The following is a 21,526-nucleotide window of genomic DNA, read 5'->3' as shown; positions in this document are numbered from 1 at the left end:
GCGCTTGGAGGTGGTGCGCCGTTCGGCAGACGCCAAAGGCTTTACCGTGTTGCCCCGCCGCTGGGTGGTGGAGCGGTCCTTCGGTTGGCTGGGGCGCTAGCGGCGCTTGTGTCGGGACTTCGAACATACCACCGTTTCCAGTGACGCTATGGTGTACTTGGCCAGTATCCGGCGCACGCTGCGGATGGTGACGACGGAAAATACGAATTAAAAAACACTTTCTTAGGCAGATCGAGCGCTTCGAGGAGCGTTTTGAAACGCAGGTCGAAATCATCAGGGTTGCAGAAGTCGATGGACTTCAAGGGAAAAATGAGGTCGGGAATTTCGCAGGTTTCAAAGAGAAGGGGAACGAGTCGTCGTTCTTTGTTCTCAGGATCACGACTCAAGATGGTTGCGAACTCCGCGCGAGGCCAAGTTTTCGCGAAGTACGTCGGAGTCATGATGATCGCGACTTTTCGACTCTCTTGTAGCGCTTCCATGACCCCCAGCGGGATGTTCGCTCCCGGTGGCATGGTCTCTTCAGCAAAGAAAACCTTGCAGAGCTGATTCCGTAGCCGTTCGTAGAGCTGTCGTGCGAGTGCTTTATTCGCCTCGGTGTAGCTGAGGAACACGTCGTAAGTAAAATCTCGCTCGGCCATCCTTTCCCCTTTGCACAGATATACTGTGGGTGAGGTTGGTGGTGCAAGGGTTGAGGGAGAATTGTTTGTCTGTTTGTGCCACCAAGCTCAAACTAATACTTCCACAACGGTCACTGGTTTCTCTTTGCCTTTGACAGACATGGTTGCGGTGCGTCCGAGTTTGACTTCGGGGCCGAGACGTGAGGCGGTGGTCTCGGAAATCACAATAGTCGCTTGTAACTCTTTGGTCAGGCCTTCGATGCGGCTGGCGAGATTCACGGGGTCACCAACGACGGCGTATTCGACGCGTTTGTCTGGTCCAATCAGTCCTGCAACTACCTCACCGGTGTGAATTCCCACACCGATACGTAAATCAGGAAATCCTTGTTGATGTAATCGCTCATTCAGTGATGCGAGTCGGTGAGCCATGCCGAGTGCCGCGCGCACAGCGCGGGCTGCGCTGTCAGGATATACATTCGGTGCGCCAAACAGTGCCATGACGCCGTCACCGGTAAATTGCTTGACCACTCCTCCTTCGGCTTCAACTGCGGCAACCATCTCAGTGAAAAACTGATTGAGCATGCAAACCAGGACTGCCGGGTCAGTGCGCTCACTAATGGTGGTGAAGCCACGAATATCTTGAAACAGAATACTGACCTCGCGTCGTTCGCCAGCAAGGGGAACATGGCCGTTGAGCACGGCATTGGCCACATCTTGTGGACAAAACGACCAAACGTGTCCTTGAGTTGTTCTCGTTCTTCGAGTCCGCTGACCATTTCATTGAATGAAGAGCCAAGAAAGCCGATCTCGTCTTGCCGTTTGACGGCAATGCGTTGGCTGAAGTTTCCCCGCAGGACATGTTGCATGCTTTGGACGAGGGTTTGTATCGGCGCAGTGATGCCAGCCGTCAATCGACTGCCAAGAAGCAACGCGCCTAACAGTGCTGCAAAGCCGATACCGACGATATTCCAACGCAAAGCCGACAGCGGGGCCAGCGCAGCGTCGTAGGAGCGTTGTACGAGTGCATAGAGCGGAGCCGAAAGTTGCGCTTGAATCGGCACGAGCAGTGAAAGAAACCGTTCTCCGTTCAGCGTGAGTAAGAAGGTTTGGTCGGGTGGATGTTGAAAAATCGCTTGCATGGGCAGCTGGTTCGATGTCAGGAGTTCTCTCTCGGTTGACAGCCACGAGGAAGAGAACAAGCGCGCCTGAGTAAGAAATGAGACTTCAGACCCCGTCTCTTCTTTGAGCTGTTGCACGGTGATGTCACCAATACTGGTGCCGAGCAGCAAGAATCCAATCACGCGTGGTGCGAGAATCGGTACGACCATGAACTGAAAAATCTTGTCGTCGATCTCAATGACAAGAACGGTGGGTGCCGCCGCAGTAAATGCTTCTTCAAACGCAGGAAGAATCGCCAGTTCTTTCCCGCCTGCGAATTTGCCGCTGGAGTCAGCGAAGAGCACCCCGGTTTCATCCGTCAGCCACAAGACATCGCCCTTGGTGCGGTCGCGGTAGTTCTGGGCGACGGAAAGCAGGGTTAGGTCATCGCGCGTGGCAAAGGCTTTCTTCAGAGCGAAGTCAGAAGCGAGCAATTCTGCTTTCTCAAGCATGTGCTCGGCGCGTGCTTTCATGACGCGTCGAAACACTTGATCCGTGACTTGGAGTTCGCGTGTCAGGATTGATTGGACCTGACGACTCACCATCAGTTGGGTGAGCTACAACGTCGGAACTAACAGCAAGAGAATGAGTGCTGAAAAGGCGAGAAAAATCTTTGTTCGTAGTCGACTCCGTGCCCACCATGTCATCGAGATCCTCGTTGTCCACTGGTCGCGGGGCGGACTTGCGCGGGTTTCAGGCTCAAGGTGAAGGTGAGTTCAGGGATGCTACCGCCCACACGTACGTCCTTGGCCGTATCGGCGATTTTCGTGCGACTGCGTTCATGCCATGACACCAAAGAATAGGCGCCGGGTGGGAGGTTCGACAGGACGAAGGCGCCATTAGCATCTGTCGTCGCATAATAGGGAGAGGGGACAACCAAAATAACCGCCGACATCCAATCATGGATGTTGCAGCCGACGTCAACGACTCCTGGTTGATCGAAGGCGACCGCGGGAGCTGTTTCACCTTTATATAATGGCAGATCAAAACTCTTGACGCGCGAGAACGAGTACACGTGATGATGAATCTGGTCGTGATTCGGGAATTGCACCTCGGTCCCGACCGCGATCGGTAAAACATTGGGAACAAACTGCTTATCTATTTGATCGAGTGTGGCTTTGCGTGGAGTCGTAGCCTTTGCCGCTGCTGGTGTCTGCACGAAAACCACGGCTTGGGGGACACTGTTGCCTTGTTCATCCACAACTTTTCCTTTGAGGTCGGCTGCAGCCGCAATACTGACACCATGAGCGACGAGCAAGAGAAAAAAGAGGATAGGCCACACGTGAAGTCTAAAAGGTTGTCTGAGCCGTAAGGGAGGTCTGTCATTGCGAGGAGCCGAAGGCAACGAAGCAATCCCATTGCCTCTCCCTTTGCCATCGAGATTGCTTCGCTGCGCTCGCAATGACGTAATGTCTTTGCTTTTCAGATAGTATTTCACCAGGTGTTCCATATTAGTAACGAAAACGATAACTCAGTTGCCAACCGCCATCAGACGGATCCGAACGCACCGGCATGGCGCGGTGACTGTCGAGAAACATATACTCAAATCCCACGCGATGGGAGAGACCAAACTCGAACAAATAGGCCACAGTGAAAGCCGTGCCACTTTCTCGATAGGACGGCGGGCCATCGGTATCGTCGGTACGAAAATCGTCGTACCGCGCGGTCAAGCGATGTCCTCGATAGTGGACAGAAAGCAACACATAGAACGCGTGGAGAAGAATGTCGCACTTGCTTGCCCGGCTTTGCGCGCTCCCTCCCATGTATTGGGCAAGCAGATCAACGTTCGCCAACGGATGGAGAACCGCGCCGATGGTGCCGAAGCGTGTACTCCAGACCCCAAGCGTATCTTGATCGCCGAGGTTATCGAAATAACCGAGGCTCAATTCTCCACGGTTACGCGTGTCACTGATAGATAGGCGAGTATAGATAGCTGGACGATGATCACGTTCGTCGAACACCGACACCCGATCGCGCTTGGCACGGTGCGGTAGGGGCAGGTCGTTGTTAATACCGCTCTGATAGTCACTCAACACCCATCCACGTGGTGCCAGCAGTCGCGCCATTTGATCTGGACCAAAACCCGCTCCCGTAAGCATGCCGAAGCGTAAGCCAGACTGCGTGGTTTGCCACCATTCCCCCTCCAGGCCAACAAGGTGCACTTCCTCCCACAACCAGGTATTGAGCGCTGACGGAGTCAGGGTGTAGAGCGAGGTCCATGCCGGCCCGACATGCTCAAGTGAGAACGGATTGTGCATAACCCCAGCTTGCAGTCCCCAACCGTTGACTGCAGCTCCCCATTCTTTGCGCAGAATCGCTTCGATCAGTAAGGGACGGTCAACATCGATATCGGTCTCGGCATTGAGTTGAGCACGGGCGCTCATATCCCACGGGAGTGCTGCCCCAAGCTCGACTGAAAGCTGAGACAAGGCGAAACGAGTGGAGCGTTTTCCGTCTACCAGAGACCCGGTCCCGCCATAGCGACTTTTGCCGACGCCGAAGCCTTGATCTGTCCAGCTTGAAGCGCGACCGCCACGAGCGATGCGAACATCGACAAGCCCGCGAATCCATACTGGCCATTTCTCCTCGACATCGTATTGGCCCCAACTGATGGATGGGATAACCCCCAGCAAAAATACGAAAACGTAACAAACGCACCGAGTCATGATACGTTTGATTCCACTTCCCCCTCGACGGTTCCATTCTGCCTGCTTCCCCTCTTTCCCGCCAGTCATTTTTGTCTGGTTGACTTTCCTCAGAGCTAATGATGAATGATGAACGCAGAACGATGAATCGACAGGCCCTATTTTCCTTTGTGATGCTGCATTCTACATTCCGCATTCTACATTTCTGCTAATGTCTTCCCTTCGCCATCTTTGGTTCGACAGCCGTCATCTGCTCGGAAATGCTACAGGTCAGACCTTACTCACAGACCTTGACGCACTGGGAGCGCGCACCCGCGAAATGCTGCTTGCGACAGGTGACCGCTTAGCTGCGCTTTCACTCACACTCGCGCAAACCTATTGCCGTGTTGCACCAGCCGCGTGGCGGATATTCGGCACTAAAGAATTTCCCCGTTGGGTGGCAATCGGCGAACGCCTCGCTGGTGAAGAGCCCTCCTCGCGTGAAGGGGCAACGGCGTATTTCACTATCGATCCTCAGAGTTTGCCTCAGATTGGACTCGACACAGTTGAAGCCTGGTCGGAGATCGGACGAGAGACCTCGAAGGTTTCGCGCCGTTTAGGGACGCAGTATTTCATGAGTTCTGCCCCTTTGCTTGCCACGCTTCCCGCTCCTATTCCCGACCGCCTGCGCGCGTGGGCACGACATGGGTGTGCACTGCTGAAGATGAAAGGATGGAAAGGCGAATTTCTTGCTGTGTCGTATTTTGAAGCTGCCGCGGCGGCACTGCCGATCTTCAATAGTGAAGAAATGGCGGCGTGGGCAACATTGGGAATGCTGGTCCAGGACTCTGGTCCATGGACGTTCTATGCGGCATTACCCAAAGGTTTTGCCGAATGTAGCACGGCAGAGCGCATGTCGTTACTGAAAGCCTGTCAACAGGCTGCCAACACCGCAGCGAAAGCGGCAACAGAAGTGTTTGCGCAGCTTCCGCCAGCTCTCCTCCCCTTCCCTCCTCATGAGCGGACGTTTCTGCTGTCACTGTTGGTGCCTGTGGTTCGCACCGAACCTGGCGCGATCGTGCCACTCTTGCCGTTACTGCCTTCGTTTGTACGCACTGTCCAGATCGATCAACGCCCGTGGTTACAAGAACGTCTGCTGACGCTTGCCCAGCAGTTGCCCATGACTGTCGCTCCACTCATACGAACGCTGCCGCGTGCATATGAAGAAGCTGGAGAAACCGGACTGAGCGAGTGGTTAGCAAAAGGGATGGACGTCGCCAAAGAGAATGTCGCCGCAGGGGTGGCGTATTTCGCGTTAGAATCTCGTACCAGCCTCAGGCAACTACGGCAGGCTTCACAAGGAGTGGAGCTAGAGGAAGTCCAGGAGCTGTTGCGCAAATGCGTGCAAATGCTATCGCGGACCCCGGTCGGTATTCGCAAACAAGACGTATTTGCCTACCCACCGCCGCTTGAGGATTTTCCCTTCTATAACGATGCCCTACCCTTACCTGCTCGTATCGATGTGCTGTCTACCTATGAAGACAACTTTCGTCTGTTTCGCCTTGTTGCACTGCAGCACGCTGGCCGTCGAGAGTTCGGCACCTATGAGTTTTCTCTGACGGATATATGGCCGCAATTACCAAGTGCCGTGCAAAAGGTACTGAGTGCAGACCAAGAGCAGAGTGGTGGGCTCGCTGAATACTTTCGTTGTTTTCCCCATCCTGACATTCTTGAAGCCTTATTTCTGGTCATAGAAACTCAACGAGTCGAGACCCAGATGCGCCGCATGTATCGTGGTCTTCACGACGAATTACACTGGGTGACGGCCCTCGCCCTCCCCTCATTGTTGCCCGATTTGCTGTTGCCGCTAGTGCCACAACTGCGGGCGCAAGGGCAGAACCATCGCTCTGTCTATGAGTCCGCTCGTGCTGCAGCAGAGATTTATGTGCAGTTATTAGCGGCGATTTCTGAAGCTCGTAATGCACGCGATCCTGCGGCATTCAATGCACTGCTGTTCGACAAAATCACTGGCGAGACTTTGATTGATCCTGAGATGGAAGATGACTATCTGTCGTCCGAGGCGCCAGAACTCCCACAGCTCCAATTAGACCCTGAACGTGATGAACGTGAAGGTGGCTCGCCGATGTCGGCTGAAGAACTGAAGAAGTTGATCGAAGCTGGCGTTGATCTACAGATTCGTCAAGGGAAAAGCGACAACATCGCGCCTCAAGGCCTCTACATTAGTGACCTCGATGGCAAGTTACCGAATGACGGAACCCGTGAACAGGTTGAACCTGGTGCGGACATCGTTGTCGCCGGGCAACGGCGACGCGAGCGTGATGCCGCGTTGACGTTTTTTTACGATGAATGGGATTACCAGATTGGTGACTATCGTTCGCGCTGGTGTAAGTTGCGGGAAATTATCCTGGCTGGTGATGCCGGTGAGTATTTTTCTCAGACGCTCAACGACTATGCCGCACTGACGCCAGCAGTGAAACACGAGTTTCAGCGCATTCGCCCAGAGCAGTATCGTGTCGTACGTGGGTTAGAAGATGGTGAGGAGTTTGATTTCAATGCTGTGGTGACGGCGGCAAATGATGTACGAGCGGGAGTAAGCCCGTCCTCGAAACTCTACACCATCCGCCGTCAGACCGAGCGTGATGTGGCGGCACTGTTTCTCCTCGATATGAGTGCTTCGACTGATGAGCCCATCGTCCCGGTGGTCCGCCAGTATACAGAGGAAGAGCAAGACGATTGGCAGGCGATGTGGAAAAAGCGTCCGATGACACCGGAGCCGAAACCACGGCGGATTATCGATGTAACGAAAGAAGCGCTGGTGTTGATGGCAGGAGCGCTCGAAGAGATTGGCGATACCTACGCGATCTACGGCTTTTCTGGTCAAGGGCGAGAGAATGTCGAATTCTACCATGTGAAATCGTTCGTCGAAGCACTCTCGCCCACGGTAAAAGGTCGTATCGGTGCGATCGAGCCCAAGCAATCAACCCGGATGGGGACGGCGCTGCGGCATGCAATCGAGAAGCTCAAAGATGTTGCCTGTCGGGTCAAGTTGCTAGTGTTACTCAGTGATGGTTTCCCACAAGACATGGACTACGGCTCTGATCGACGTTCCATTACCTATGGCATTCGTGACACGATGACAGCGCTACAAGAAGCCGACCGTGCTGGGATTCTCACCTTCTGCTTAACGGTCGACAAGGCTGGTCATGGTTACTTGCGCGAGATGTGTGAACCTGCACGCTATCTGGTGCTCGAAGATGTTGCTTCACTGCCGACAGAGCTACCGAAAGTGTACCAACGCTACATTCGACCGCGTGGGGTGTGAGTTTCAAGTTCGACGTCCAGGGTAAGCCCGGCACAATGGCCTACAACCGCAAAGACACCTTTTACCAGAAGGCGAAGCAAGAAGGGTATCGTTCGCGAGCAGCGTACAAGCTCCTTGAACTGCACCGCGAGTTGCGGATTTTTAGGCATGGAGATCGAGTGATTGATCTTGGCTCATGGCCTGGTGGATGGGTGCAGGTTGCAGCGTCGCTTGTGGGAAACACGGGAAAAGTGATTGGTATTGATCTGGTAGCGCTCGACCCTCTGTCACTTCCGAACGTGACACTCATGCAAGGTGACGCAACCGACCCAAGACAACAAGAACAGCTTCTTGCACTCTTAGGTGGCCAAGGTGATGTCTTGCTATCTGATATGGCTCCAAAGCTCAGTGGTATTCGCGAAACAGATGAAGCGCACGCAACGGAGCTGTGCCGAACGGCTCTGGCTTGTGCTCCACGGCTGGTACGACCAGGGGGAACGTTACTCCTCAAGGTCTTTATGGGGTCGGAGTACAAAGCCTTTTTGGCAGAGCTGCGCGAGGCTTTTACGGCGGTAAAAGTGACACGACCCGAAGCGACACGGAAAGGGTCGGCTGAGACGTATGTCTTGGCTACTGGCCTGAAGACGGTTTCGCTGGGTGTCGATCCTACGGCGGCACTTTGAAGAATGAAAACAACAATCGTGAAATCGTGAAAAGGCATGCCACTGCTGGCGTGCTCAGCCGTGCGTGCGTCAGAACGCACGAGAGACATATCCCGTTCATGCTGCGCCTGTCGAAGCATGAACGGGATTTTGCGTGACGAGCTTACTCTTCCAGACGGAACTTACAGCACCGCAATCTGGGCAGAGACTGAAGGGGTGCTTGTTCCTTCGATAATATAAAACTGCTGTGCCGCTTGACGGCGATTACTCGCTCGCAATTTCGCGAAAATGTGGGTGAGATGGTTCTTCACCGTCTTGGGGCTAATGTGCAGTCGGATACTGATTTGCTAATTGCTCATCCCCTGGGCGAGAAGAGAAAGGACGGTTAACTCCTGGCGGCTCAACTCTTTAAGATTTTGTGCAATCTCGCCCTTGGCCTGAAGGAAGGTGTGGAACACCCGTGGTGGCAGATGTGGGTCAGCCCAAATACCCTCCAGCATTGAGTGCGGTGATCGCAGTGCACAGGTCAGCGACTGGTGCGGTTTTGGAAATATAGCCATGCGCGCCACCGACTGCAGCTTCAATGACGTACTCTTCTTCCGTTTGATTCCCAATGACGAGAATCCGAGTGTCCGGACTCTGGCGGAGGAGTTCCTGGCAGAAGGAAGCAAGTCGCCCCAGTTTTGGCATCTCGCAGTCCAGCAGCAATAAATCAGGACGATGGGAGAGGGTTAATTCCAGGGCGGTTTCTCCGTTGTGGGCAATCCCTACAACATCATACCCGTCGTGCTGATGAGCGAGGGTGTACTGAAGCATGTCGGCAAACATGATGTGGTCGTCGGCAATGAGGATCCGGATAGACATACTACGTAATCTCCTTGAGTCCTATAAGTCAGCAAGAAATGAGCCAGGGAATTTTCCCTATCTTTGTGACAGAAATGGCAAAAGAAACCCGAAGAGCGCAAGAAAAATTGAGAAGATGACACTTCTTATCCTGTAGCAAAGCTGGGCGTATGTCAGTTTTGTCATCAGCACGTGTCAAGAGTAGTGTCAGTTTTGTCAAATCGTTTTGACACGTCGTTGCTGCCGTGCTCGGGAAAACGATGGAAAATAGTCACTCATAGTGATTTTTGACCAAGGGTACTGCTGGTGGGTTCCTTTCAACTGATCTCAACTGAACATGAGAGTACCCTGACCCCATCCTTTCCGTACTCCAGAAAATCGCTATGCCGATATTCAGTATCTCACCTACGTCGACGACGGGTCGTAGTTCTTTCTCATGTTTCCCTAAATTGGATCAAAGAACATTCGTACACGTGACGCTGAGACGTTGCGATTCTGTCATTCTGAGCGGAGCGAAGCATCTCTCTGCGAGACCCTTCGTTGCACTCAGGGTGACAGCTCAGGTGTACCAATCTCTCCTGATTCGATTTAGTTGGCGAGCGTTCCTGCCCCCTGCCGACTTCCTCTGTCGGTCAAATGAAAGTTGCTGTGACAAATTTTTTTGACACATTCTGATAATTGCCCGAAACAGATCAGATTTTTCCCTAGATCGGTATACTGTGTGTAAAAAATTTTTGACACAAATGGGGGTGCCTTTGCCCTCAAGTCGTACAGAAAAAGAGAGAGGCGGATGGAGTCAGAGTATTTAAATACATTAAAATACGGACATATTATTGTTTAGGTGGAATTTACCTTATTTTCTACGTTAATTATATTTTTATTTTTCTATTTATAAGTATTATACCTTATAGCATTTTCCTTCGCCTGTTCTTTCCTGCTTTTGGCATAGTTCATGCCGTTTGTGGCTCGATCGGCGAAACCTTCATTCAACTGACATTGTGGCGTGAGTTACAAACGTACGGCTTGGGTAGTGGCCGTCTGCAATAGAAAGGAGGGAGTTGCGCAGTGGATACTGTTTCCATCAATGGGCTGGCAATGGTGCTATTGAGAGAATCATCCCATCCGCTTGTCTTGCTTGCGAGCCCAAGAGCTGATCTACGCCAACGTTGGAAGGCTGAATTATGCACCGAGTCCTACTCGGTAGACGCAGTTGCTGAACGCCCTGCCCTTGAGCGGTACATTCCTCAACTTTCTCCTTCACTGCTGCTCCTTGATCTGGGTTTGTCAAAACGTGAAGGCGTAAACGAAGTCTTTCGCGTCAAACAACTCAGTCCACAAACGAAGATTATCGTGTTCTCACCGGCTGCGAGTGATGCAGAAGGCATTGCTGCGCTCCGTGCAGGTGCCCGCGGGTATTGCCAAGACGATCTCGACGGAGCGCTTTTACGTCGCGCGATAGAAGTCGTCAGGCGAGGTGAAGTCTGGACGAGCCGTAGCTTGACGACATCGTTGCTGAACGAGTTCCAGTTTGTGTCGCGTCGATTACAGACCATGCTTGTTGATAGCGGACCACGATCGCTTGAGACGCTGACGTACCGTGAATATCAAGTCGGTTCGTTGATTAGTTGCGGAGCGAGTAATCGAGAGATCGCGCAGAAACTGCAAGTGGCGGAGCGCACGGTCAAAGCCCACGTAACCTCTATTTTCCGCAAACTGGGAATCTCTGACCGGGTACGCTTGGCGCTCTTGATGACAGGAAAGTCTGTCGCCTCCCCGTCTCTCTGAACACCCAATGATGTGACGTGAAGAACGAAATCTCGGTGCTTCGACTTCGCCGCTCCACGGCGCGGCTCCGCATAGACGAGCTGTGCTGTTTGTTGTGAACATGGTGAAACAACATCGCAGCATCGCGTGAGGCGCGAGCTTTCTGCCAGCGTGTGTCGCTCCCTCCTATTCCACCAGTCACAACTTAAGGAAAAATCGCTGTGTGTTTAGGTGCTCCGTTGCGAGTATGGGTTCCTTCTCCCTCAGGGAGAAGGTCAGGATGAGGGAGTCAAGAAGCCAAAAGCCCTGAGTTTTCATCCCCTCACCCTAGCCCTCTCCCTGAGGGAGAGGGAATTACTGCACTGCCCACAGCTTAAGTTGTGACTGGTGCCTCCTATTCTCCCTCCTTACTATTATTGGGCTTTTTTCACGAGTGCGCTCTCCGGCACAGTTTTTGTTCTACTCTCTAGTGTCTAGGACTTTTGGGCAAGAAGTATGAGGAGATTGCGTTGTCCGAATGCGAACGGAACAACACAATCCACAGGGAAAGAGCAGCGGTTTTGTGCTGGGGTGGTAAAAAGAGCAGTTTTATCGGGGTTTCTATTCCATCCATTGTCGTGTCAAGTTTGTCACAAAAGGTGCCACTCTTGTCATGTGTGGCAAGACGGAAGGGAGTGGCCGAGTCGGACAGTTTCAGCGAAAAGCTGCCCGCGTGCTTTCGCTGGGTGTGTATCCCATTGGTAACCGTTGACCTCTGATGTTTCTCACGATCTGTAACAATTGGGAGAAAGCGTTTATGGCTCAGCACATCTTCAATGCAGAAACACTTCTCGTCGGGCTGAGTATTTGGGGATTGTGTGTTGCTGTCTACCTGCTACGGATGTACGTTCGTCGTCAGCATCTCTATCAAGCTCGAGTGCACAATCGCGTGGTAAAAATTGGTAATCAATCACGCAAGACTGGAGAAGGGCAAAAATAGGAGTTCTCTCTCAACCGTCCCTCCGGACACAAAACTGTCCTATTTGACACCCTAGACCTCCTACGATACCTTGCCCTGCCTTAACGTGACGGGAATAGTAATCCGTGATCATCCGTCAGCTATCGGCTTTCTGCAAAAACAGAGAGTCGTACCTCGCGGGGATTCTGCCTGGTGGTAACGGTTGGGTACAATTGGCTGTGTTTTTCTGTCTGGCTGATGACTGAGAGCTAGTAACTGAACGCTTACGGAACCGTTGCTTTGCCCTTCCCCCTTACCTTCGCGTAAAGTCTTCGGACCATTGGATGTTCGCTTTCTTCACCTTACAAAAGGACCTTTTTCCATGCACCATGATCGTCGAGTGTATTTTTTCGTGAGCCTTTTCCTATTTTTTGTGTGCGGGACCCCAACAGTTGGGGAATCGCGAACGATGATTGTTGATAATCCACAGCGCATCGCATTTGGTGGGTTTGCGTCGTCCGTAGCTGTTGTCGGTGATATTGATGGAGACCAGGTGGGGGACTATCTAGTTGGTGCGTATAACAATCGCTGGGAGAAAAACGACCGTCAGGGGCGTGCGCTCACGTATAGTGGAAAAACCGGCAAACTCCTCTACATCATCGACGACCCTATACCACAATCGATGGCTGCGTTTGGATTTGCTGTTGCTGGTCCCGGTGATGTGAACAAAGATGGCACGGGAGACCTCCTCATTGGTGCGTTCGGTCAGGATGGCTCTGGGAAAGCTTTTGTCTTTAGTGGTAAGGACGGCAAACTTCTCTGCTCGGTCCAAGCACCACAACGGCAAACAGGAGCTGGTTTTGGTTGGGCCGTAACTGCGCTTGGTGACCTCAATGGCGATAGCACTCCAGACTTTGGGGTCGGTGCGTTTGCGCAAGAGGGGAGTGGCCGGGTGTTTATCTTTAGTGGCCAGGATGGGAAGCTGCTACGTACGTTGATGCCACCAGCTAACAGTCTCACTTTTGGTTGGGCTCTCGCAACTATTGATGATCTCAATAAAGATGGGTTGGCAGATATTCTCGTCGGCGCTCCCTACACCAATAGTGGAAAGAATACCGTGCAAGGCCAGGCCTACGTCTTTAGCGGCAAAGATGGCGTGTTGCTGCATACGTTAGAACATCCGCAACCGATGGCTGGAGCGACTTTTGGGTGGCGTATCGACGCGGCTGGTGATCTGAACAAAGACGGAACTCCTGACATTCTGGTTGGCGCTCCATATCAAGGTGTCGACAACGTTATTGCCCAAGGCGCTGCGTATGCCTTCAACGGGGCAACCGGTCAACCACTCTTTACCCTGGCGAATCCCGTTCCCCGCCCCTATGCCGCTTTTGGCTTTTCCCTCACTAAAAGTGAAGACATGAACCAAGATGGGGTTCCTGAAATTCTCGTTGGCGCGCCATACCAAACGGTTGATGAATTTCACGTGCAAGGCGAGGTCTTTCTCTTCAATGGCCGAGATGGTCGGCACCTCACCACTTTCGACAATCCGTATCCCCATCCAGGATCTTCATTTGGCTACACGATTGTTTCTCCTGGCGATGTGAATGGCGACAAAATTCCTGATTTTGCCATTGGTGCGATGGGCCAGGGCATTATGGACAAACCAGCCGTCGGGCGGCTATACGTGTTCCTCTCAAAACCGTGAGCACAGGGATCCCGTTGGGTTTTTTCCTGCACCTGAGTTGACGCTGCACTTCCAGCAGGCTTAGAATAGCGCCGGTTTCAAGGTCTCACACCATCGTACATTATGAGATGTACAGAAAGAGGCGATCATGGGCACGACAACCCGATCGATACTCACCATTTCTCATCAATATGGCAGTGGGGGAAGCCGGATCGCTCGTGATCTTGGCCAGCGTCTGCAATGGACAGTGTGGGAGAAAGAAATCGTCCGGAAGATCGCAACGCAGTACCAAGTCTCAGAGGAATACATCGAAGCGAAGGACGAACGAGTCGACTCCTTCATTGAGCGTATGGTTGGGCTCTTTGGTATGGGTGGGTTTGAATCAGCCTATGAAGTGCCACCGCCATTGTGGCTGACTGACGCCCAACTGGCACGCATGACCCGAGGGATCATGGAAGAGGTCGCGAAAGATGGACAGGCCGTCATTGTCGGACGAGCTGGCAATTTTGTCCTGGCCGACCATCCACGTTCCCTGCATGTGTTCATTTTCGCGCCACTCCCTGTGAGAATTGAACGTGTCATGGAAGCCGAAGGGCTCGCTCGTGCTGCTGCGGAGCAACGAATCGCTGGGATGGATAAGATACGTGCTGACTATGTACGAACATTCTACCATGCAGATTGGCGTGACCCAGGACGCTATCACTTTGCCATTGACTCAGGCGTGTGGGAGGAAAGTGGGACTGCGGATTTGATCGCCTGGGCGTTAGAACGAGCCCACTAAAATAAGCGAGTGAAGAAGGAAAAGTGAAGAAGGAAAAGTGAAGAATGCAAGGGGAAGACGGTTCTTTGTTTTTCTCTCCTTCTTCCCTCCTGATTCTTGATCCTGACCTCTGAACCCAGGGGCATGGCATCTCTTGTATTGATAAGCGACAATCCTCGTATGCGTCTTTTTCGGAGAATCGCTCAGCGGGAAGTCGCTCTTGTCTTCGCTTTGCTACTCCTTGTTGGCAGTGACTATGGTGCATGGACGCGTGCTATTGCCAACACCCCGCTGACCTTACAAGAAGCGGTGAAGACTGCTCTGGCTCAGCATCCCACTATCCGTGTAGGAGAAGCGACCATCAGTGCTGCGCAACAACGGGTACGTCAACAAGAGGCTGGCTATCTTCCGCGTGGATCGTATACCTATACACTCTCTCGTCAGCAACGACCCGTGACAGCGGCAGTTGGGGGAGTGCAAATTGGTGGTGGACAACAAACCCGGAGCTTCGCGCAAATCTTTAATTTTCACACGACCAACGTCAGCTTGAGTCAGGTGCTCTTTGATTTCGGTCGTACGCTTGATGCCATTCAGTCGGCAGCTGCAACCGTTGAAGCAAGCACTGCTGATCTAGAGACCACTCGCCAAACCGTGACGTTCAATACCAAACAATCGTACTTTGGCTTGCTGTCCTCCCAGCATCTGCAGCGCGTGGCCGAAGAAACCGTCCGACAAAATCAAAAACATCTGGAAGATGCGCAAGCCCGCTTTGAAGTTGGTGTTGCGCCACGGTTTGATGTAACGCAAGCGCAGGTGCAAGTGTCGAACGCGGAACTGAATCTCGTGACCGCTCGCAACAATGTTGCCCTTGGGCATGAAACCCTGCGCACCGCGATGGGGATTACCGATTCTGCGGACTTCGTTCCTATTGATACACTTGATCGTCGGTCGTTGCCAATGAACGAGAGCGAGATTCTTCGTCAGGCCTATGCCAGTCGACCAGAACTCCACAGCCTCTGGGCTCGGCAGAAAGCGACGACAGAACAAGTCTCGGAACTCCAGAAACGCTACTTGCCGTCGCTCACCGGCAACGCGCAATATAACTGGACTGGGCGTGACCATCCGTTACAGGAAGGGTGGGTGATCGGTGTCGTGCTGACTGTACCGTTGTTCGATAGCATTCTGACGAGAGCGCAGATCGGTGAAGCGCAAGCGAATCAACAACGACTTTCGGCTGAAGAAGAAAACTTGCGGCAACAGATCACTCTTGAGGTGCGTCGGAGCCTCCTCGATGTCCGCCGCTCTGAGGAGAGTATTCGTGTGAGTGAACAAACCGAAGTGCAGGCGCGCGAAAACCTTGCACTTGCTGAAGGACGCTACCAGGCAGGTGTGGGGAATATCCTTGAAGTAACGGATGCCCAAACCTCTTTGACCTCTGCGCGAGCGAACACGATTCAAGCGCTCTATAATTACAAGACTGCCGTCGCGCAGTTAGAGAAAGCGGTCGGTCGCGCGCTCGAATAACTTGCAACGATGCGTACCAAACAGCTTTTCTTCGCCTTCCTTCTGACCGCCAGTGGCATTGCTGGATACTGGTGGTGGTCCACGCAGAAAAAAGAACAGCCAGTGACCTATATGACAACTGTGATCGAACGTGGGTCGATTGCCCGCACGGTTGTGGCCACAGGAACAGTCAATCCAGTGACGACGGTGCAAGTTGGTACCTATGTCTCTGGGCCGATCCGCGAGATTTTTGCCGACTTCAACTCCGCGGTGAAAAAGGGCCAACGGGTCGCGCAGATTGACCCACGCCCATTTCTCGTCAAGGTCAAACAAGCCGAAGCCAACTTAACAACCGCACGTGCACAGGTGGAGAAGGATAGGGCGGATCTCACCTTCAAGCAGCGCTCGCTCAAACGTACGCGTGAACTGTTCGAACGCAATTTGATTGCGAAACAAGAGGTCGAAGCTGCGGAACGCGACGTCGAGCAGGCCCAAGCGCAATATGAACTCGATCAAGCGCGGGTCGAACAAACCGCCGCGGCTTTGGAAGAAGCACGGGTCAATCTCGGCTATACCGATATTGTCTCTCCTGTTGACGGTGTCGTGGTCTCACGAAATGTAAACGTTGGGCAGACGGTGGCTGCCAGTTTTCAGACACCAGTGCTGTTTCAGATCGCACAGGATCTCACCAAAATGCAGGTGAACACTAATGTCAGTGAATCCGATATTGGTGTAGTAGCAGAAGCGCAACACGCGTTTTTTCTCGTTGATGCCTATCCCGAGCGAAAATTTTGGGGAGCGATCATGCAAGTTCGCAATGCCCCACAAATTGTGCAGAACGTGGTTACCTATGACGTTGTGGTTGCAGTCGAGAATGCTGACCTGGCCCTGAAGCCAGGAATGACAGCGAGCCTGTCGATCATTACCGCGCAGCGAGAGGATGTCGTCAAAATTCCTCAAGCCGCTCTGCGCTTTTCTCCGCCGACGCAAAAAAGGGACGGAGAATCGTCACAGGATGGTGCAAACGGTGCACGACCCTCCGGGCAAGGCAAAAGAGAACGAGCACCAAAGGATACTCCACAAGTATGGGTCCAGGCCGCAGAGCAAAAACTCACACCCGTCGCCGTGCAAATAGGCATTAGTGACGAAACGTTCGCCGAGTTGATCGAGGGCAATCTCAAGGCCGGAGATGTGGTCGTGACTGGGGTACAGACTGCTGGGAAAGGTACACCACAAACGACCTTACCAGGGTTTGGTATGCGGTGGCGGAGGTAGTCGAGCCAACACTCATGTCACCGCTCATCCAAGTAGAAAACCTCGCTAAAGTGTACCACCTTGGCGAAGTAGATGTACACGCACTACGAGGAGTAACACTCTCGATTGCCACCGGAGAGTTCATCGCGGTTATGGGTGCGTCAGGCTCGGGCAAGTCGACTTTTATGAACATCCTTGGTTGTCTCGACCGACCAACCGCGGGTCGCTACCTGCTTGAAGGGAAGGATGTCTCGACAGCCAGTCCAGATGAACGCGCGGAAATCCGCCGCAGCAAATTAGGCTTCGTCTTTCAGAACTTCAACCTGCTGTCTCGCACCAGTGCGGTGGAAAACGTTGAGCTGCCGTTGGTCTATAGTGTCGTCTCGCGTAAAGAACAGCGTACCCGTGCATTGCAAGCCTTACATGCAGTCGGTCTCACCGGACGTGAACATCATCTGCCCAGTCAGTTATCTGGTGGGCAACAACAACGTGTTGCCATCGCCCGTGCACTCGTGAATAACCCATCTGTTATCTTGGCGGACGAACCGACGGGAAATCTCGATACAACAACCAGTGAGGAGATCATGACGGTGTTTGCCGACCTCAATCGCCAAGGCATTACGGTCATTCTCGTCACGCACGAACACGATATTGCTGCCTTTACTCGACGACGGATCGTGTTTCGCGACGGATTGATTGTGACGGACGAGAGAGTTGAACCTCGCCTCGAAGTATCGAGCGGAAAGAGGCACTAATCCACATCACTCTGCAGTATGGGCAGTCGATTTTCGTCATTGCCGCGAAGGCGGGGATATCAGGAGAATCAAGCTCCTGCCTGTTATTTCTGCCTTCTCTATTGCAAACCTCACGTTACGTGCCAGGAATCATGCTCTCCAACCGATCCTTCTCAACAATGACGCAGGCACGCTCAGACCTCTATCGGTGGTCGTTGTTTATGCCAGGGCGTGTGGCTTTCGTAGACATGGCCAACATGAAGAACGGTGGCTTCGTCAAAAGCTCTTCCGACGATCTGGAGGGCGATTGGCAACCCGGTTGCCGTACACCCGCACGGGATAGTGAGCGCTGGATGACCGGTGAGATTAAACGGGGAAGAGGCAGCAATCAGCGCTGCCATCGGGCTGAACTCTTTGTTTGCCACAGTCACTGACCGTGACGTGTGTAACGGGGGAGGGATCAGTTGCCCGGGAGTCAAGAGGACATCACAACGAGAGAATACGGCCTGCATCTGACGACGAAGACGGGCGCGGCCTTGGATGGCTTTGACGTAATCGGTTGCGAGCGTCTTCTGACCCTCCTCAAGAAACTTGCGTACCCCAGAGCCATATTCTTGGGCACGGCCTTGCAAGTGGCGTTCATGCCAGACGTTCGCTTCGGCGTTGATAATTGGCTGCGCGAGTTGAGCCCAGGCGTGAGTAAGATCTGGTAACTGGACTTCTTCGACACTGGCCCCCAAATTTGCCAGTGACTGCACAGCCGCAGTAAAGGCCGTTTGGACTTCGGGATTGGTATATTCGGGAAAAAACGTAGTGGGAACACCAATCCGTAGTCCTTTGATGTCACCGGTGAGCCGCGCTGTGTAGTCATCAATGGGCATTTCGCTGGCGATGAGGTCGCGAGCGTCAAAGCCGGCTAGGACTTGCAGCAACAGGACAGCATCCCTCACTGTTCGTGTCATCGGCCCGACGTGATCGAGCGCCCATGCGACTGGGGTGATACCAAAAATGCTGATGCGGCCATGCGTTGGTTTCAAACCCACGATACCACAGAACGCGGCTGGGATGCGGATGGAACCACCGGTATCCGTCCCCAGGGACCCGGCACACAGTCCAGCGGCAACGGCGGCTCCCGAACCGCTGCTGGAGCCACCAGGAGTACGATTGACATCCCACGGATTGTTCACGCGACCGAAATACTGACTTGGCACATTGGTCGCAAACTCGTTCATATTCAGCTTACCGAGCGACACGGCTCCAGCAGAGTGCAGACGTTCGACCACGGCAGCGTCAGCAGTGGGAATGTAATCGCTGAGCACTTGAGACGCACATGTCGTGCGGATCCCTTTGGTGGCGATGTTGTCCTTATACGCAATGGGAATCCCATGAAGTGGGCCACGGTAGCGATTCGCTTGAATTTCACTTTCTGCTTGTTGTGCATCGAGAAGCGCTTGCTCGGCGGTGACAGTTAAGTAGCTATTGAGGATGGGATCAACTTCCGGAATGCGAGCAAGATACGCTTGCGTCACTTCGACAGGGGAGATCGCCTTTTTTTTGATCTGATCTGCCAATTCCGCAATTGACATGAAACAGAGGTCATCTGCCACCATACGCCGCTCCTCCTTGTGGGCCAGACTGTATCACAAGATGATGGAGCAGAGCAAAGGAAACATGCCCAGCACGAGTCGGTGATCCTGCTATGGGGATTGCGGTGCATTCGGATAGGAAAAAAGACGCCTGGCTGTTAGTAAATGCCCGGATGCCTTTCGAATTGCGGCTCCTTGCTTGACACTGCGGCAAGCGGCTGTAACCATGCCCAAGCATTTTTCTTGAGGAGTATCATCGTGAGCTTGGCACACATCTTTATAGGGAACAATCACAACCTCATGAGTGAGCGTTTGCTCCCACGTATTACGGCGCAGGCGGCGAAAGCTGATATAACCCGAAGTGTTGATCCAGAAGTTATCAAAGAGATCAAAAAAACCGATTTGATGCGACTTTCGGCGACACGGAATATCGGTGGTGTCGAAGCACGCATGAGCGCTATAGCCGCCGAACTCGAAGCCATTGCGGGCTGTTGTTCGTCAACCGCGTGGTGTCTGTGGAACCATCTGTGTGTGTTTCACTTTATCTGTGCACAACTTGGTCCAGCAGGGATTGAAACGCTCAAAAGTATCGTGGCCAATCGTGAATGGGTGAGTTTTCCCGCCGGAGCAGGGACCAGCGTGCGTGGCCGCCGTCACGGCGATGATGTGATTATTAATGGACGGGCAAGTTTTGCTTCTGGCTCGCGGTACGGAGACTGGGCCGCGTGTCTCTTCGCTTTGGAATCTGAAGATGGCAAGAAAGGGGAAAGGCCAGACCTGCGGTTCACGGTAGTGCGGACCGATGCGCCTGGTGTGTCGGTTGATGCGACGTGGTTTTCGATGAGCCTGCGAGCGTCCGCCACTGACCATATCAACTATCAGAATGTCTCTGTTCCTGTGACGTTGCTCCGCCCGTTTCCTATCGATTTTCGCTACACTTTTCGTGAGCCTGACTTTGCGGTGATTGCACCGCGTTATCGTGAAGATTGGGTGGCACTTTCAGTGCTGTGGCTTGGTGCCCAGGCCGTAGGACTCGCGTCGGCAGCGCTTGAAGAGACCTGTGCCGGGCTGAGTGGCCGCGTTGCGATCTACGGGGTGAAGGTGGATGAACGGCCTGCGGTGCAACTGCATATTGGCGAGGCTGCAGCAGCGATTTCTGCTGCCCGTGCTGCAGTGTATACGGGGTGCGCAGAAACGGACGCTCGTATCGACGCTGGACAGACGCCGACCGAGGCTGAATACCTGCGCCAGCTCAGTTATCCGATGACGGCGTTACGTTTGTGTGATGAAGCGATGCGCTTGTTGCTGCGGGTGCAAGGTGGGAATGGCCTGCGCGAGGGGGGGGCGTTTGAACGCCGTTACCGTGACTTTCAAGCGATGCCACTGCACATCAATGCGCATCCTGACCGTGTAGCTGAGTTGCTGGGGAAGTTTGTCCTGGGACTTACTAATGATGCGCCGTTTCAATGAGTCAACACGTCCCGCTGCTCACCCTTCCTGTGGCATCCACGACGTATGCATGCTGACGAGTTTCCAGGTGCCAGAAAAGTCTCCGTAGATACAGCTGAAACGCAGGTACAAAGTGGTCCGCGGCGCTCGCTTTGGCTCTAGTTCCATCATCATGCTTCCCCATACCTGACCAATATTGCCAATCACCTGGAAGCGTGGATCTAACGGAGTGAATTGTACATAGGTGTGAGTCTCAAAAAAATTACGAAACAGCGACAGAAGTGGAGTTTTTCCTTCCACATGCACGGGAGCAAGCACGCCGAGGAAAATAATGTTGTCGTGAGCAAACGCAGACAGACTCTCAAGGTCTCGGGCAGAGTATGTTGCCATCATCTGCTCAAAGGTTGTCTTTAAGGTATCCGTGCTGCCCATTTCTGTTGTTCCTTCTGCAAGCCGTGTAGTGGACGGGAGAATACTACTAAATAGAAACTCACTCGATGGCAAGTGCTAGGCGGCGAGGGGAAGCGCATACACCTGACGTTCCACCGGGAAGGACCGGCGTTTTTGCAGCCAAGCAAAGACTAAATTGACTAATTCCTCTATACTCTGACAGCGATGACAGCGGGTAA

19 protein-coding genes are annotated in these 21,526 nt (G+C 53.1%); 10 read left to right on the top strand and 9 right to left on the bottom strand.

The window, feature by feature from the left end; genetic code table 11:
• Positions 1-146: 146 nt before the first annotated feature.
• From FJ147_18045 to FJ147_18025, 5 genes are all read right to left on the bottom strand, one after another.
• On the bottom strand, positions 147-638 hold the full coding sequence (locus FJ147_18045) for a toll/interleukin-1 receptor domain-containing protein (protein ID MBM4257780.1): 492 nt from the start codon (positions 636-638) through the stop codon (positions 147-149).
• An 87-nt stretch (positions 639-725) separates the two neighbouring features.
• Positions 726-1,328, bottom strand: a complete 603-nt coding sequence (locus tag FJ147_18040) for an adenylate/guanylate cyclase domain-containing protein (protein MBM4257779.1) — start codon at positions 1,326-1,328, stop codon at positions 726-728.
• On the bottom strand, positions 1,022-2,320 hold the full coding sequence (locus tag FJ147_18035) for a HAMP domain-containing protein (protein ID MBM4257778.1): 1,299 nt from the start codon (positions 2,318-2,320) through the stop codon (positions 1,022-1,024). The genes FJ147_18040 and FJ147_18035 overlap by 307 nt, the downstream gene beginning before the upstream one ends.
• A gap of 98 nt (positions 2,321-2,418) precedes the next feature.
• Positions 2,419-3,213: a methylamine utilization protein gene (locus tag FJ147_18030; protein ID MBM4257777.1), complete on the bottom strand. Its 795-nt coding sequence runs from the start codon at positions 3,211-3,213 to the stop codon at positions 2,419-2,421.
• A gap of 13 nt (positions 3,214-3,226) precedes the next feature.
• Complete coding sequence (locus FJ147_18025; protein ID MBM4257776.1) at positions 3,227-4,510, bottom strand: hypothetical protein; 1,284 nt, start codon at positions 4,508-4,510, stop codon at positions 3,227-3,229.
• A 121-nt stretch (positions 4,511-4,631) separates the two neighbouring features.
• Between FJ147_18025 and FJ147_18020 the strand changes: the two genes are divergently transcribed.
• Both FJ147_18020 and FJ147_18015 read left to right on the top strand, forming a co-directional pair.
• Positions 4,632-7,742, top strand: coding sequence for a VWA domain-containing protein (locus FJ147_18020; protein MBM4257775.1), 3,111 nt, complete (start codon positions 4,632-4,634; stop codon positions 7,740-7,742).
• Complete coding sequence (locus tag FJ147_18015; protein MBM4257774.1) at positions 7,739-8,404, top strand: RlmE family RNA methyltransferase; 666 nt, start codon at positions 7,739-7,741, stop codon at positions 8,402-8,404. The genes FJ147_18020 and FJ147_18015 overlap by 4 nt, the downstream gene beginning before the upstream one ends.
• Positions 8,405-8,565: 161 nt before the next feature.
• Here FJ147_18015 and FJ147_18010 read toward each other — a convergent pair whose 3' ends face one another.
• Both FJ147_18010 and FJ147_18005 read right to left on the bottom strand, forming a co-directional pair.
• Positions 8,566-8,727, bottom strand: coding sequence for a hypothetical protein (locus tag FJ147_18010; protein ID MBM4257773.1), 162 nt, complete (start codon positions 8,725-8,727; stop codon positions 8,566-8,568).
• 133 nt (positions 8,728-8,860) lie between these two features.
• Positions 8,861-9,247 (bottom strand): response regulator transcription factor, encoded by a 387-nt coding sequence (locus FJ147_18005; GenBank protein ID MBM4257772.1) that lies wholly within the window; start codon positions 9,245-9,247, stop codon positions 8,861-8,863.
• A gap of 1,044 nt (positions 9,248-10,291) precedes the next feature.
• Between FJ147_18005 and FJ147_18000 the strand changes: the two genes are divergently transcribed.
• The 7 genes from FJ147_18000 (at position 10,292) to FJ147_17970 (ending at position 17,883) form a co-directional block, all read left to right on the top strand.
• Complete coding sequence (locus FJ147_18000; protein ID MBM4257771.1) at positions 10,292-11,011, top strand: response regulator transcription factor; 720 nt, start codon at positions 10,292-10,294, stop codon at positions 11,009-11,011.
• A gap of 775 nt (positions 11,012-11,786) precedes the next feature.
• Positions 11,787-11,969, top strand: a complete 183-nt coding sequence (locus FJ147_17995; GenBank protein MBM4257770.1) for a hypothetical protein — start codon at positions 11,787-11,789, stop codon at positions 11,967-11,969.
• Positions 11,970-12,309: 340 nt separating this feature from the next.
• Complete coding sequence (locus tag FJ147_17990; protein MBM4257769.1) at positions 12,310-13,632, top strand: hypothetical protein; 1,323 nt, start codon at positions 12,310-12,312, stop codon at positions 13,630-13,632.
• A gap of 127 nt (positions 13,633-13,759) precedes the next feature.
• The gene (locus FJ147_17985; GenBank protein ID MBM4257768.1) at positions 13,760-14,392 is read left to right on the top strand and encodes a cytidylate kinase-like family protein; all 633 of its coding nucleotides are present in this window, start codon (positions 13,760-13,762) and stop codon (positions 14,390-14,392) included.
• A gap of 123 nt (positions 14,393-14,515) precedes the next feature.
• Complete coding sequence (locus FJ147_17980) at positions 14,516-15,895, top strand: TolC family protein (GenBank protein ID MBM4257767.1); 1,380 nt, start codon at positions 14,516-14,518, stop codon at positions 15,893-15,895.
• Between the two features lie 9 nt (positions 15,896-15,904).
• Positions 15,905-17,149 (top strand): efflux RND transporter periplasmic adaptor subunit, encoded by a 1,245-nt coding sequence (locus FJ147_17975; protein ID MBM4257766.1) that lies wholly within the window; start codon positions 15,905-15,907, stop codon positions 17,147-17,149.
• A gap of 14 nt (positions 17,150-17,163) precedes the next feature.
• Positions 17,164-17,883 (top strand): ABC transporter ATP-binding protein, encoded by a 720-nt coding sequence (locus FJ147_17970; GenBank protein ID MBM4257765.1) that lies wholly within the window; start codon positions 17,164-17,166, stop codon positions 17,881-17,883.
• Between the two features lie 173 nt (positions 17,884-18,056).
• Here FJ147_17970 and FJ147_17965 read toward each other — a convergent pair whose 3' ends face one another.
• Positions 18,057-19,472: an amidase gene (locus FJ147_17965; GenBank protein ID MBM4257764.1), complete on the bottom strand. Its 1,416-nt coding sequence runs from the start codon at positions 19,470-19,472 to the stop codon at positions 18,057-18,059.
• A 141-nt stretch (positions 19,473-19,613) separates the two neighbouring features.
• Here FJ147_17965 and FJ147_17960 point away from each other — a divergent pair, with 141 nt between their 5' ends.
• On the top strand, positions 19,614-20,918 hold the full coding sequence (locus FJ147_17960) for a hypothetical protein (protein ID MBM4257763.1): 1,305 nt from the start codon (positions 19,614-19,616) through the stop codon (positions 20,916-20,918).
• A gap of 18 nt (positions 20,919-20,936) precedes the next feature.
• Here FJ147_17960 and FJ147_17955 read toward each other — a convergent pair whose 3' ends face one another.
• On the bottom strand, positions 20,937-21,329 hold the full coding sequence (locus tag FJ147_17955; GenBank protein ID MBM4257762.1) for a nuclear transport factor 2 family protein: 393 nt from the start codon (positions 21,327-21,329) through the stop codon (positions 20,937-20,939).
• Positions 21,330-21,526: the final 197 nt, after the last annotated feature.

Source organism: Deltaproteobacteria bacterium (assembly GCA_016874775.1).
Taxonomy (GTDB): Bacteria; Desulfobacterota; Binatia; order Bin18; family Bin18; genus VGTJ01.
Note: the sequence above shows the minus strand (reverse complement) of the source record. Positions and strands in the feature narration are given on the sequence as shown.